The 13,231-nt window shown below is 62.7% G+C and carries 10 protein-coding genes; 7 read left to right on the top strand and 3 right to left on the bottom strand.

Translation table 11 applies throughout. The annotated features are described in order from the left end of the window. Nucleotides 1–638: transposase (locus tag DDF70_RS32215; RefSeq protein WP_205772555.1), on the top strand; the 638-nt coding region annotated here is incomplete at its 5' end. 343 nt (nucleotides 639–981) lie between these two features. Further along, nucleotides 982–1,848 carry a hypothetical protein gene (locus DDF70_RS32210; protein ID WP_245435738.1) on the top strand — a complete coding sequence of 289 codons (867 nt, stop codon included), beginning with the start codon at nucleotides 982–984 and terminating at the stop codon, nucleotides 1,846–1,848. A gap of 231 nt (nucleotides 1,849–2,079) precedes the next feature. Here the strand turns inward: DDF70_RS32210 and DDF70_RS32205 are convergent, their stop codons facing one another. Then, the gene (locus DDF70_RS32205; RefSeq protein ID WP_114948701.1) at nucleotides 2,080–2,889 is read right to left on the bottom strand and encodes a class I SAM-dependent methyltransferase; all 810 of its coding nucleotides are present in this window, start codon (nucleotides 2,887–2,889) and stop codon (nucleotides 2,080–2,082) included. A gap of 215 nt (nucleotides 2,890–3,104) precedes the next feature. Here DDF70_RS32205 and DDF70_RS32200 point away from each other — a divergent pair, with 215 nt between their 5' ends. Together DDF70_RS32200 and DDF70_RS32195 are read left to right on the top strand one after the other, a co-directional pair. Then, entirely contained in the window at nucleotides 3,105–3,881 is a 777-nt protein-coding gene (locus DDF70_RS32200) for a bestrophin-like domain (protein WP_114948700.1), read from the top strand. Between the two features lie 135 nt (nucleotides 3,882–4,016). Next, nucleotides 4,017–5,087 carry an NAD(P)H-dependent flavin oxidoreductase gene (locus tag DDF70_RS32195; RefSeq protein WP_114948699.1) on the top strand — a complete coding sequence of 357 codons (1,071 nt, stop codon included), beginning with the start codon at nucleotides 4,017–4,019 and terminating at the stop codon, nucleotides 5,085–5,087. A gap of 86 nt (nucleotides 5,088–5,173) precedes the next feature. Here DDF70_RS32195 and uvrA read toward each other — a convergent pair whose 3' ends face one another. Further along, entirely contained in the window at nucleotides 5,174–8,155 is a 2,982-nt protein-coding gene (gene uvrA / locus DDF70_RS32190; protein WP_114948698.1) for an excinuclease ABC subunit UvrA, read from the bottom strand. A 210-nt stretch (nucleotides 8,156–8,365) separates the two neighbouring features. Then, entirely contained in the window at nucleotides 8,366–9,694 is a 1,329-nt protein-coding gene (locus DDF70_RS32185; RefSeq protein WP_114948697.1) for a calcium-binding protein, read from the bottom strand. Nucleotides 9,695–9,903: 209 nt separating this feature from the next. Between DDF70_RS32185 and DDF70_RS32180 the strand changes: the two genes are divergently transcribed. From DDF70_RS32180 to ssb, 3 genes are all read left to right on the top strand, one after another. Continuing rightward, nucleotides 9,904–10,251 carry a hypothetical protein gene (locus tag DDF70_RS32180; RefSeq protein ID WP_114948696.1) on the top strand — a complete coding sequence of 116 codons (348 nt, stop codon included), beginning with the start codon at nucleotides 9,904–9,906 and terminating at the stop codon, nucleotides 10,249–10,251. A gap of 288 nt (nucleotides 10,252–10,539) precedes the next feature. Continuing rightward, nucleotides 10,540–12,579 (top strand): PD40 domain-containing protein, encoded by a 2,040-nt coding sequence (locus DDF70_RS32175; protein WP_114948695.1) that lies wholly within the window; start codon nucleotides 10,540–10,542, stop codon nucleotides 12,577–12,579. Between the two features lie 224 nt (nucleotides 12,580–12,803). Continuing rightward, nucleotides 12,804–13,231 (top strand): single-stranded DNA-binding protein (gene ssb / locus DDF70_RS32170; RefSeq protein ID WP_114947955.1); only part of this gene is annotated, 428 nt, incomplete at its 3' end.

Here is a 13,231-nt window from a genome sequence, read left to right as displayed (position 1 = left end):
GCACGACCAAGATCCTGACCCTGTTCCATCCCGCCTCGGGCCAGGTGCGCCTGCAGCCGGCCGAGCACTGTACGAATGCGGTGCTGCATCCCTGGCTGCGCGAGCGTCTCAGCGCGATCCTGGCGGAGTTGCCCGCCCCAGCTGTCGCCGATCCCGCTCTCACGCACGCGGCGTGGGAGGCCTGGCAGGCCGGGCTGAGCCGGTGCTTCACCTTGCCGGAGGAGGTGCCGCCGCTGCGGCTGCTGTTGGTGTGGGACAATCTTACCGGCCACAAGACTCCTGAACTGGTGCTGTGGCTGTGTGCGCATGGCGTCATGCCGCTGTACACGCCGGTCGCCGGCAGCTGGCTCAACATGGCGGAGTCGATCCAGCGCGTGCTCAAACGGCGGGCGCTCGCGGGACAGCATCCGCAGAGTTCCGACGAGATCGGGATCTGGTTCGAGCAGACGGCACGCTGCTGGAATGCGCAGCCGACACCGTTTGTCTGGAACGGCAAGCGCCGGCAGCGGCGCCGGCGCTGCGCGACGGAGCAGATCCATCGCGTTGGCGGTTCCGGAGCCTGTACCAGCCAACCGCTGCCCCAGCCGAAATCACAGGCACCAGCAGAATGCCAGACCCGACGGCAGACGACCCACTAGCGCAATCGTGCGGCTCTCTGAGTCCGCACGATGCGCAAATGCTGCACCGCAGCCGAAGACGCGATGCATCGCTCACCTCCACAGCAATGATTGTTTTTTCGCACCGCACAAGCAACCGCCGAAAACGATATACTGTATTTTAAATAAATGATATTACACGTTGTATCGTAAATACTCAGCGGGGAAGTAATACTTTCGACATTTATTCAAAGTTTTGGAACTAATTTCCTCAGAAGCGAGTCTTTTCACGCGAGAGCTCCAAAAGGGGTAGCTCCTAGGGAGTAGAAACATGGATTCGCGTGAGCGGTTGTTGCGCCTCGGTCGCGGGGCTTCGGTTTGTAGCGTGGCAGTTCTTCTGATTACTTCTTTGACTTGGCAGCCGGCTCACGCCCGCGACCGTGGTGGACGTTCGGATGGCGTTGGTGCCGGACTCGGCGTGAACATTGGAGGCGACAGTGGAATCTCCGCGGGCCTCGGCGCGAGTGTCGGCGGCTCGAACGGCATCACTGCCGGAGGCGGTGCGAATATTGGCGGAGCGAGCGGTGTCTCGGCCGGTGCGGGTGCGAACGTAGGTGGCTCGACCGGCATCTCGGCCGGTGCGGGTGCGAATATCGGCGGTACGAGCGGCGTTTCGGCCGGCCTCGGCGCGAATGTCGGAGGGGCGAATGGCGTCGACGCGGGCCTGGGCGCCAATGTGGGCGGCTCTTCCGGCGTGAGTGCAGGCAGCAGCGCAAGCATCGGCGGGTCCAGTGGGGTCACAGCCGGCCTTGGTGCGAGTGTCGGTGGATCCGGAGGGATCAGCGCTGGCGCTGGCGCCGGGATCGGCGGCTCCAATGGCGTCGATGTGGGCGTCGGCATTGGAATTGGTGGTGGGACCGGCAGCGGCGGACCGGGAGGCGGCACCGGCGGGACGGGGAACACCGGAGGGATCGGTGGGCCTGGCGGCACGGGTAGCATGGGCGGCCTCGCCAATCCCGGCTCGACGGGAACCGGCAGCGTACGCAATCCGCCCACGACCGGCAGCATCAATCCGGGGCGGCCGAGCAGTCCCGTCCAGATGGATCGTCTCAGGGCCGAGCTTCGCAACATGAACGAGGACGAGCGCATGAAGCTGCGTCGGAGCTGCGCAACGGTCTCCGCTTCTCCTGGAGCGTTCGATTCCGACATGCAGGCGCTGTGCAACCTGATGAGCCGCATGTCCTCCCGTTGAGGGGCGTCTCACAACAAGAAAAGGCGCGCCACGATCGGGCGCGCCTTTTCTCTCGAGAACAAAAGGCATCACAGGCTACAGCATCGTACCCAAAAGTGGATTCCACTTTTGGGATCCATCCGATGCTTATTCTTTAGTCTGGCGCATCGTTGGGCGCGGACCCGGAGGGCCGCGTCAGCGAATACCGGGTCCACTTTTCGCTAGCGCGGCCCGCTGGGTCCGCACGATGCGCTAACGCCAAGCGGTCACCACAAGAGCGCTCATGCGGTTCTCGAAAGCGCCCGTGCCGAAGCGGGCCGCGAGTGCTTCAGTCACTTTGGCGGTAATATCGTCGAGCCGCCCCGGAGTTCTCGCCTCGAGTTCGGAGCGAAGCGGGCTGCCCTGACAAAGTCCGATTGCCGGCTCGCGCGGCGAGGGGGCTTGGGTGACCTTCTCGACCACCTCCACGTCGACGTTCTCGAAACCCGCCTGCTGCACCTCTCCGCGGACCCGATCCGGGTCGAAATAGCCGAACGGTACACGCTCGACGAACCGGGGCGGGTCATCGGGAAAAAGTTTCCCGGCCGCGTCGGAGACGATGCGGCTGACCTCGTTGTGATCCAGCGAATTCCAGACGTTGAACACGAGGCGGCCGCCGGGCTTGAGCAGACGCAACGCCTCGCGGTAGGCGGACTGTTTGTCGGGAAAGAACATGACGCCGAACTGGCAGACGATCGCGTCGAAGGAGGCGTCCTCGAACGGGAGTCTCTGTGCATCGGCCTGCTGCCATTTCACGTTGGGCGCCCGCAACCGTTCGGCCGCGAGATCCAGCATGGCCTGATTGAGATCGGTCGCGACGATCTCGACACCGGGCGGAAGCGCCCTGACGAGTGCCCGGGTCACGATCCCCGTTCCGGCCGCCGTCTCCAGAATGCGGCCCTGCGCGATGTCCCGCAGACGAGCGGCCATGTCCTCGGCGAAGGGTTCGAACATCAGGGGGCCGAGATATTGCTCGTAGAGAGCAGGAATCGAGCCGGCAAAGGCTGCATCGGTGGAGCCCATCGTCTCCTCCAAGGTCAAAGCGCGATGATGATGCCGATAATCATGGCGGGCAAGGGTCCCAAAAGGGGGTATTGCGCCGGACCGCTAAGACCGCGGATCCAACTTTTCCCAGGCGGCTCTAACCGGAAAACCTATGGTACTGGGTGCCGTGCCATGCTCTCTTGTGCAGCCTCGCAACGGTGCCGAAGGGCGGCGCCCAGGGGCCAGGAGCGAGCATGGCGGCCATTCTGCAGATTCCGGCCTGGTTGGGGGCACTCCTCGCGATGCTGCTCGCGATTGCAGCCTCGGCTCTCCCTTTCATCGTGCTGCGTCGGCTGCTGAGCGACGAGCTCCCCACGAAGACCCGGGACGTGGCCGATACAGTCGCCGTTCGCATCGGCACGGTCCACAGCCTCATCCTGGCGCTGGTCTTCGCAGACGCGCAGTCCACACATACGAACCTGCAGCAGGAGGTCTCGAAAGAGATCACCACGATCGAACATATCGTGCTGGAATTGAACCAGTGGAACGGATCCGAGAAGGATGTGCTCCGCGGCCAGCTCGCCGCCTATGTGACGGCGGTTCTGCAGAACGAGTGGCATGCCGCCGCTCATCCGAGAGGCAGCAGGGAGGCGAGGCAGGCCTACAATGAACTCGACATGGGTATCCTCAACCTGAAGGCCGACACACCCCAGCAGCAATCCCTCCGAGGCCGGCTGATCATGAACATGGATGAGCTTCAGGACCACCGGAAGTCGCGGCTCTCGCTGGCCCATCGCGGCCTCCCGAGCCTGTTCTGGTGGATGGCGCTGACCGGCTTCGCCATCATCGTCGGGTTCTTCCTCATCTTCCCGGCCAACCTCGCGCACATCGCCATCCTGTCCGTCTACGGAGCCTATACAGGATTGGCGCTCTACTTCATCCTGGCCCTGAGCCACCCCTATGCCGGCCCGGCCGCCATCGACACGGCGCCCTATCAGATGGTGTTGGAGGATGAACTCACGCCGTCCTAGCGCGTCGCCGGGCCTTCGGGACACGCCCGGCGACGCGTCGGCCAGCGGAGGATATCCGGTCGATGCCGAAAGTGTGTTCTCGACGGGTCGGCGATGCTTTAGCCTCGCTCCCTCGCAAACCGAAAGGCGGCCGCTATGTGGAATGATCGGCGCGTTCTTGAACTCTTCGGCATCGATCTTCCGATCATCCAGGCTCCCATGGCCGGGGCCAACCTGTCCGACATGGTCATCGCGGTATCGGAAGCCGGAGGGCTGGGGTCTCTGCCCTGTGCTCTGCTGAGCCAGGACAAGGCCAGGGAGGAATTGTCCAGGATCCGTCAGCGGACCGGGAAGCCCATCAACGTCAATTTCTTCTGCCATCGCGCTCCGGTCGTCGACGCCGAGCGGGAGGCAGGATGGAAGCACCGTCTCAGGGATTACTATCTGGAATTCGGGCTCGATCCGGAGATGACGACCCCGCCCTCGACCCGGGCTCCCTTCGACGAGGCCTATTTGAGTCTGGTCGAGGAGTTCAGGCCGGAGGTCGTGAGCTTCCATTTCGGCCTGCCGCAACGGACCCTGCTGAAGCGCGTGAAGGACACCGGCGCCAAAGTCCTCTCTTCAGCGACAACGGTCGATGAGGCGCGCTGGCTGGAAGCCGAGGGATGCGATGCCATCATCGCGCAGGGCTTCGAAGCCGGCGGCCATCGCGGCATCTTTCTGACGGATGATCTCTCGACCCAGGTCGGCACCATGGCGCTGGTGCCGCAGGTGGTCGATGCGGTGAAGGTCCCCGTCATTGCCGCGGGCGGCATCGCGGATGCGCGGGGCATCGTCGCGGCCCTCGCCTTGGGAGCATCGGCGGTGCAACTCGGAACGGCCTACCTGTTCACCCCGGAAGCCACGATTTCTCCGGTTCACAGGCAGGCACTGAAAGGCGCCGACGCTGAGAGGACGGCGCTGACGAATGTCTTTACCGGACGCCCGGCGCGAGGCATCGTCAACCGTATCATGCGCGAGGTCGGACCGATCTCCGAGCTGGCGCCGGAATTTCCGCTCGCCGGCGGCGCGCTCGCTCCCCTGCGTCAGAAATCCGAGCCTCTCGGTTCGGGAGATTTCATGTCCCTCTGGTCGGGACAGGCGGCACCCCTGAGCCGCGAGCTCCCCGCCGGAGAGCTGACGAGACGACTGGCGGACGAGGTTTTGGAGCGCCTGGAATCGCGTTAGAGCATCGTACGGACCTAAAGGGCCGCGTCAGCGAAAAGTAGATCCACTTTTGGGATCCATCCGATGCTGTAGCGAACGCGGCAGACTTATTCCGCCGCCTGACGCGTCACCTTCTTGTCCTTCTTCGCCGGTGCCTTCTTGGCGGTCTCCTTCGCGGCCGCCTCTTTCTTCAGAGGCCTGCGCTCCAGCACTTCCTTGAGGAAGCGGCCGGTGTGGCTCGCCTCGGATTCGGCGATTTCCTCCGGGGTGCCCTGCGCCACGATCTGCCCGCCGCCGTTGCCGCCTTCGGGCCCCATGTCGATGACCCAGTCGGCGGTCTTGATGACTTCGAGATTGTGCTCGATCACCACGACCGTGTTGCCCTGATCGACCAGCTCGTGCAGCACTTCGAGCAGCTTCGCCACGTCATGGAAATGAAGGCCCGTGGTGGGCTCGTCGAGGATGTAGAGCGTGCGGCCGGTAGCGCGCTTGGAGAGTTCCTTTGAGAGCTTCACGCGCTGGGCTTCGCCGCCGGACAGCGTGGTGGCCTGCTGGCCCACATGCACGTAGTCGAGGCCGACGCGGGCGAGCGTCTGCATCTTCTCGCGGATCGACGGCACGGCCTTGAACAGGTCGCGCGCTTCCTCGACCGTCATGTCGAGCACGTCGGCGATGGACTTCTCGCGGTACTTCACCTCCAGCGTCTCGCGGTCGTAGCGCTTGCCCTTGCACACGTCGCAGGTGACGTAGACGTCGGGCAGGAAGTGCATCTCGATCTTGATCACGCCGTCGCCGGAGCAGGCTTCGCAGCGTCCGCCCTTCACGTTGAAGGAGAAGCGCCCGGCCTGATAGCCGCGCGCCTTCGCCTCGGGCAGGCCCGCGAACCACTCGCGGATCGGCGTGAAGGCGCCGACATAGGTGGCCGGGTTCGAACGCGGCGTGCGGCCGATGGGCGACTGGTCGATGTCGATGACCTTGTCGAGATGCTCCAGGCCCTCGATGCGGTCATGCGGGGCAGGGTGCTCCAATGCGCCGTTGAGCTTGCGCGCCACCGCCTTGTAGAGCGTGTCGATGACGAGCGTGGACTTGCCGCCGCCGGACACGCCTGTGATGCAGGTGAAGGTGCCGAGCGGGATCTCCGCCGTCACGTTCTTCAAGTTGTTGCCCTTAGCGCCCACGAGCTTGATCTTGCGCTTCGGGTCGGGCTTGCGGCGCTTGGCCGGCACCTTCACGGACATCTCGCCCGTGAGATACTTGCCGGTCAGCGATTTCGGATTCGCCATGATCTCGTCCGGCGTGCCCTCGGCGACGATCTTGCCGCCGTGGATGCCGGCGCCGGGGCCGATGTCGAACACATAATCGGCCTGGAGGATCGCATCCTCGTCATGCTCCACGACGATCACGGTGTTGCCGAGGTCGCGCAGGCGCTTGAGCGTGCCGAGCAGGCGTTCGTTGTCGCGCTGGTGCAGGCCGATGGACGGCTCGTCGAGCACGTAGAGGACGCCCGTCAGGCCGGAGCCGATCTGGCTGGCGAGGCGAATGCGCTGGCTCTCACCGCCCGACAGGGTGCCGGAGGAGCGGGCAAGCGTCAGGTATTCCAGGCCCACGTCGACCAGGAAGGTGAGGCGGTCGCGGATCTCCTTGAGAATGCGGCCGGCGATGTCGTTCTGCTTCTTGTTGAGCTTCTTGGACAGACCGCCGAACCACTCATGAGCGTCCTTCACGGAAAGCGCAGTCGCATCGCCGATGTCGGAGCCGGCGATCTTCACCGCGAGCGCTTCGGGCTTCAGGCGCTTGCCGCCGCAGGCCTCGCAGGGCGTCTCGCTCATGAAGCGGCCGATCTCCTCGCGCGCCCAGTCGCTCTCGGTCTCCTTGTAGCGGCGCTCCAGGTTCGGGATCACGCCCTCGAAGGGCTTTCTCACCTCGTAGGCGCGCAGCCCGTCGTCGTAGGCCATGCGGATCGCGACCCCATCGGAGCCGTAAAGGATCGCGCTGCGCACCTCCTCCGACAGCTCGGACCAGGGCTTCGTCATGGAAGCCTTGTAATGCTTGGTGATCGCCTCGAGCGTCTGGCCGTAATAGGGCGAGGTCGACTTCGCCCACGGCATGATGGCGCCGCGCTTCAGGGAGAGCGTCTCGTCCACCACGAGGGCCTCGTCGATGCGCATCTCATGGCCGATGCCGCCGCAGGTGGGGCAGGCGCCGAAGGGATTGTTGAACGAGAACAGGCGCGGCTCGATCTCGGGGATCGTGAAGCCCGACACCGGACAGGCGAACTTGGACGAGAAGACGATGTGCTTCGCCTTGCCCTTCTCGTCCTTCTCGTCGGCATATTCGATGACCGCGATGCCGTCCGTCAGTTCGAGCGCCGTCTCGAAGGATTCCGCCAGGCGCGCGGCGATGTCGGCCCGCACCACGATGCGGTCCACCACCACGTCGATGTCGTGCTTGAACTTCTTGTCGAGGGCAGGAGCCTCGTCGATGGCGTAGTATTCGCCGTCGATCTTCAGACGCTGGAAACCCTTCTTCTGGAACTCGGCGATCTCCTTGCGGTACTCGCCCTTGCGGCCGCGCACTACGGGAGCCAGCAGGTAGAGGCGGGTCTTCTCCGGCAGCTCCAGCACCCGGTCCACCATCTGGGACACGGTCTGGCTTTCGATGGGCAGGCCCGTGGCTGGCGAATAGGGGATGCCGACGCGCGCCCAGAGCAGGCGCATGTAGTCGTAGATCTCGGTGACCGTGCCGACCGTCGAACGCGGGTTCTTGGAGGTGGTCTTCTGCTCGATGGAGATGGCGGGAGAGAGACCGTCGATCTGGTCCACGTCCGGCTTCTGCATCATCTCCAGGAACTGGCGGGCATAGGCCGAGAGCGACTCCACATAGCGCCGCTGCCCCTCGGCATAGATCGTGTCGAAGGCCAGCGACGACTTGCCGGAGCCGGACAATCCCGTGAACACGACGAACTTGTCCCGCGGGACCATGAGGTCGACGTTCTTGAGGTTGTGCTCCCGCGCCCCGCGCACGGAGATCACGCGCGCATCCGGGTCGCCCGCCTTGGCGCGGTTGAACAATTCGTCGAGTTTAGCCATTGCCCGCAAAGCCTTGAAGTGGGAGTTCCGGCGTGAGTCCGCCGGCCCCCGGATATGTGGTGCCCCGCCCGCCGGCGCAATGCGGCGGATGATTCCAGGCGCGGATCTTAGAACAAAGAGGGTACGACGGGCAAGCGGAGCCGTGGCGGCTGCTTCGGCAAAAGAAAAGGCCCGCCGGTGGCGGGCCTTCAGGTGACTCAAGAACCGGTCTCAGAGCACGAAGACGAAATCCGCAGCCTTGAGGGTAACCTTGTTGGCCAGGGTCACCACATGCTGAAGTTCGAACTTCGTGCCGATCCCGTCGGCGTCGTAGTAGAGCTTGCCGTCATCCGTGTCGTAGAGGAACTGCGCCAGGGTCGTGGTAGGCTTAGGGTCGGTTCCGAGAACGAGAGGGTTCGTTCTGTCGAAGGTCGGGACGATCTCCTTGTCCAGATCGTAATCGTAGTATCGGAATGTACTGGCCTGGACGAGGAAGTAATCCTTGCCCGAAAAGTCCGCGATCGTGCATTCCGAATTTGGCGACAGAATGAACTGATCGTCCCCCGCGCCGCCGACTAGAGTGACGTTACCGCCACCGCCCAGCTTGTCGTCGCCCGCGCCGCCATTGACGACGATCCCATTAGCCGGGTTGTCGGGATTGTCAGCGTATGCTGTAATTTTATCGTCACCCGCTCCGCCGTTAATCACGCCGGACTTGCCAGAGCCATAGAGCGAATCGTTGCCCTTTGAGCCCGTGATGACGCTTCCGGCATCCATACCATAGACGGAAGCACTGACCTTTTCGAACTGCCCTGCCTTGATACCGAGATAGCCAATATCGGCAGCTTTCTTGCCGGTGACCTTCGAGAGATCGAGCAAATAGGTCTTATAGGACGAGTTGTCATAGATCAGGACATCGAGCGTATCCACGCCCTTGCCGCCCAGGGCGTTGTCCCCGTCGTCGACCCTGACCGTATCATTGCCGTCGCCGCCCAGGAGTCTGTCTCCGCTCTTTGGTGCCCGAACTCCGTTCACAAGGGGAGGCACAGGATCGCGCCCATCGACGATGTCGTCGCCAGCCCCACCGGACAGATAGTCACTGCCTTCCCCACCGTAGAGCTGATCATCGTCCTTGCCGCCATCGAGTCGGTCGTTGCCTTTGCCCCCGGATAGGTAATCGTCACCCTCGCCCCCGAAGATCTTGTCGTTGCCGTCGTCGCCGTAGAGACTGTCCTGACCCGCGTCGCCATAGAGGCTATCATTACCGTCGCCGCCAAAGAGAGAATCCCTGCCGTCGCCGCCATAGAGCCTATCGTTGCCCAGGCCGCCATCGAGAAAGTCCTTGCCCAGGCCGCCCAGTGCCTTGTCCGAACCGACGCCGCCATAAAAGGTGTCGTTGCCATCGCCGCCGGTCAGATCGTCATCTCCATCGTCGCCGGAGATGAAATCGTCGCCGGCGCGGCCGTCGAAAATGTCCTTGAACTTCGATCCGAAGAGGGAATCGTCCGCGGCAGTTCCCTTGAAGACCTTTCTTTTGGTCGTAATGCGATAAGTGGTCATTTATTCCTCCATTCCGAAGGCCTAGTGACATAGAATAACATTAATGACAACCGGCAATTGCGCAGTCGAGACTTGCCTTCCGGTCGGTGCTGCCGCACGGAAAACAAAGCGGTTGGGCGCTCGATGCACGAATTAAAGCCGAGATAAAGCCGTGTTTTTGGGTTAGCATAATGAAATCTCAGCTTGCATGATCTACGGGAGTGCGGGTCATGGTTCATCGGCTTATCCTGCTCGGTGGTGCGTTCCTGGCCCTCATGATCCAAGCGAGCCATGCGGGCCCATGCACGCCGGACATCGACAGGCTTCAGGCGCAGGTCGATGCCAGGATCGCTGCGGTGGCCGGAGCGGGACCCGCAGGCTCCGAATCCATTGCCGCTCAGCTTCATCGGGAGCCGACGCCGGCCTCCATCGCGGCCGCTGAGCAGAAGCTCGGCGAAGGAAAGCCGGAAGAAGCGGCTTTGGCGGCTTTGGCACGCGCAAGGGCGGCCGATGCCTCCGGTGACAAGGCGGGCTGCGACGAAGCCCTGATCCTCGTCCGGAAGGCGCTCGCTCGCTAGGACCTCCCAAGGAAACGGTCGGGCGGGATCCCTTACCGGGCGCCGCCTGTGCAGAAATGTCTCTCGCTTGGCGCGGGCGGGCGATAGGCCGGTGCGCGGCTTCAAATCGAGGAACTGGCCGCGAAAACATGGCTTCTTGGCAGGGCGCGTGAAATCCACGGTCTACTCTATGGGCGAAGGTCGGACCAAAGGGCATACACGGCCAATCGGAAAGTCCGAATTCTCTGTTGCCGCGTTCAGGGAGCTTATCTATAACAAAATATTATTACAATCTGATCTGGATCTGACATGCCGACCCTGACGCTGCAATCGTTCCACCGCCTCGACGGTTTTGACATCATCCAGCGGGTGTCGGTAGCACCGGATGGGTCTCAAGGGGCATCCTCCATGGGCTTTGAAGCCAGTGAAGCTGCTTCCTTCAGTTCAGATGGCCGTTCCGTAATCTTCACCAGTTGGGCGAGCAATTTCGCTGCCGGAGACACCGACAACGGCAATGGCGACCTTTTCGTCAAGGACCTCACAACGGGAACGATGAGGCTTATTTCCACGGACGGAAACAACCTTGAGATCCTGGATTCAGTTCGTAACGGGCAACTGTCTGCGAATGGCTTGTATGTCGTGTTCAGCAGCTATTCCAAGGGTTTGGTTCCAGGCGACACCACCGATCTTTTTCCGGATATCTTTCGAAAGAACCTCATCACGGGCGCAATCGACCGCGTATCCGTGACGGCCGATGGTCGGCAGCCCGACCAACAGAGCGATAGCGCCTCGGTCAGTAGTGACGGTCGCTTCGTGGTATTCGAAACGACTGCTGGAAATTTGGCGCCGACCGACAACAACAACGCAGCCGACGTGTTCCTGAAAGATTTCAAGGACGGGTCGTTGATCTGCCTCTCGATGCAAGGCCAGGAAGCCGTCGGAGGATCGGGGGCGGAGATCAGTCCGGACGGTCGTTTCGTTGTTTTCTCAAGTATGGCTGCCTTGGCGCCGGGCGGAGGAAGCAGTTCGTCTAATTTGTACCTCTGGGATCGAGAGAGGCAGAGTTTCGAATGCTTGGTGAAGGGATGGGACGGGAGCCCTCAAAACGGAACCGGTGTAGGAGCGTACAAATTCAGTGCCGACGGCAAGTTTCTGCTGTTCTCGAGCAATGCGAGCAACCTGGTGCAAGGCGACACCTCCGCGAATTTAGAGTTGTTCCGAATGGAATTGTCGACTCGACGGGTCGAAATCGTTTCGACCGCTCAGAACGGCACGTCCGTGAATGCTCAGCAATTCTACGCGGCGGATATCAGCGCCGATGGCCGCTACGTCGCTTTCGCCAGCCGTGGAGCAAGCTCTTTTCCTGACGGCGTGTCCCGGGGCTCTCATCTGTTCTGGAAGGACATGAACACAGGAGAGTTGATCCGGATCTCCGCTGTGGCCGACGGAACACAAATTACTCCCGGGATAGCGCAAGCTGTCTCGATATCGCCAGACGGGCAGAAAGTTCTTTTCGACAGTGAGCGCGAGGGTTTCGTGCCGGGCGATACCAACGCAGCAACTGACGTGTTCCTCGTGGACATGACGGCATTCTCCCAGCGCCAGGCCGTGCTGGATGGACGCGCCGTGAAGCTGTCGCTCAATGTCGGTTCTGCCTCGTCCGTTCGGATGGCGTGGGGAGACGGGTCCATCGAAGCGGTGACCCCGGCAGGCGGGCAGGTGGCTTTGAGCCATACCTATGCGGCTACGGGCACCAAAGCGGCTGTGGCCACCGTGACGGAAGGGGCGCAGACCTGGATGGTGCCCTACAAGATCGACCTCGGCGCCGGTCAGATGACCCGGGATGCCGCGCTCGCCGACACGCTCGCGGGCGGCGCAGGCAACGATGTCCTGACCGGCGACGCCTTTGGCAACCTGATCCAGGGCAATGCGGGCAAGGACAAGCTCTCGACGGCGGACGGCAACGATACCTTGTGGGGCGGGGTGGGCAACGACACCCTGTCGGGTGGGGCAGGTCGGGACGTGTTCGTGTTCGACACGAAAGCGAACGCCAAGACGAACCTGGATAAGGTAACGGACTTCAACGTGAAGGACGACACGATCTGGCTGGAGAACGGGGTGTTCAAGGGATTGGGCAAGAAGGGATCGCTCGCCGCGCCCGCCAAGCTGAGCAAGAACGGCTTTGTCATCGGTAAGGCGGCGCAAGATGCGGCCGACCGTATCATCTACGACAAGGGTACAGGTGCCCTGTATTATGATGCGGACGGGACGGGCTCTGCCGCCCAGGTGAAGATCGCGGTCCTGGCCAAGAACCTGAAGATGAGCGCCGCCGATTTCATGGTGGTTTGAGCGGCCAGATCGGAAATGAACCGAAAGGCTGCGGACATGATGCAGTCTTCTGGTTGGAGCGGCGTGGCCCCCCGAGTTCAGGAGACATGATTCCTCTTGCGCCCGGTGGGGCGAGCTCGGCCATATCTAAACTGGGGACAGATCTGTGCAGAACGGCTCCCGTGGCTTGTGCCCGGACCCCTCCGGCCCCTAACCAAGCCTTACGTGAACAGGAGTAAGCCGTCATGGCGGGCAGTGTGAACAAGGTGATCCTGGTAGGGAATCTGGGGCGTGACCCTGAGGTGCGGCGTCTGTCGAACGGGGAGCCGGTGGTGAACCTGCGGATCGCCACGTCCGAGACCTGGAAGGACAAGGGCACGGGCGAGCGCAAGGAGAAGACCGAGTGGCACTCGGTGGTGATCTTCAACGAGAACCTGGCCCGGGTGGCGGAGCAGTACCTGAAGAAGGGCTCGAAGGTGTATGTCGAGGGCCAGCTGCAGACGCGCAAGTGGACCGACCAGAGCGGCCAGGAGAAGTACACCACCGAGGTGGTGCTGCAGCGCTTCCGCGGCGAGCTGACGATCCTGGACAGCCGCGGCGGCGGCGGCGCGTCCGAGTACGGCGACGAGGAGCCGGGCCAGATCAGCCGCGGCGGCGATTTCGGACGGTCGTC

This window comes from Microvirga calopogonii, assembly GCF_003347665.1.
Classification (GTDB): Bacteria; Pseudomonadota; Alphaproteobacteria; order Rhizobiales; family Beijerinckiaceae; genus Microvirga; species Microvirga calopogonii.
The sequence above is the reverse complement of the archived record's forward strand: the minus strand, read 5'-3'. Positions and strand labels throughout refer to the sequence as shown.

Excerpts from the sequence above, each read along its gene's own strand:
- DDF70_RS32205 (WP_114948701.1), bottom strand. The coding sequence starts at position 2,889 with ATGGGCTCCACCGATGCAGCCTTTGCCGGCTCGATTCCTGCTCTCTAC.
- DDF70_RS32200 (WP_114948700.1), top strand. The coding sequence starts at position 3,105 with ATGGCGGCCATTCTGCAGATTCCGGCCTGGTTGGGGGCACTCCTCGCG.
- DDF70_RS32195 (WP_114948699.1), top strand. The coding sequence starts at position 4,017 with ATGTGGAATGATCGGCGCGTTCTTGAACTCTTCGGCATCGATCTTCCG.
- uvrA (WP_114948698.1), bottom strand. The coding sequence starts at position 8,155 with ATGGCTAAACTCGACGAATTGTTCAACCGCGCCAAGGCGGGCGACCCG.
- DDF70_RS32185 (WP_114948697.1), bottom strand. The coding sequence starts at position 9,694 with ATGACCACTTATCGCATTACGACCAAAAGAAAGGTCTTCAAGGGAACT.
- DDF70_RS32180 (WP_114948696.1), top strand. The coding sequence starts at position 9,904 with ATGGTTCATCGGCTTATCCTGCTCGGTGGTGCGTTCCTGGCCCTCATG.
- DDF70_RS32175 (WP_114948695.1), top strand. The coding sequence starts at position 10,540 with ATGCCGACCCTGACGCTGCAATCGTTCCACCGCCTCGACGGTTTTGAC.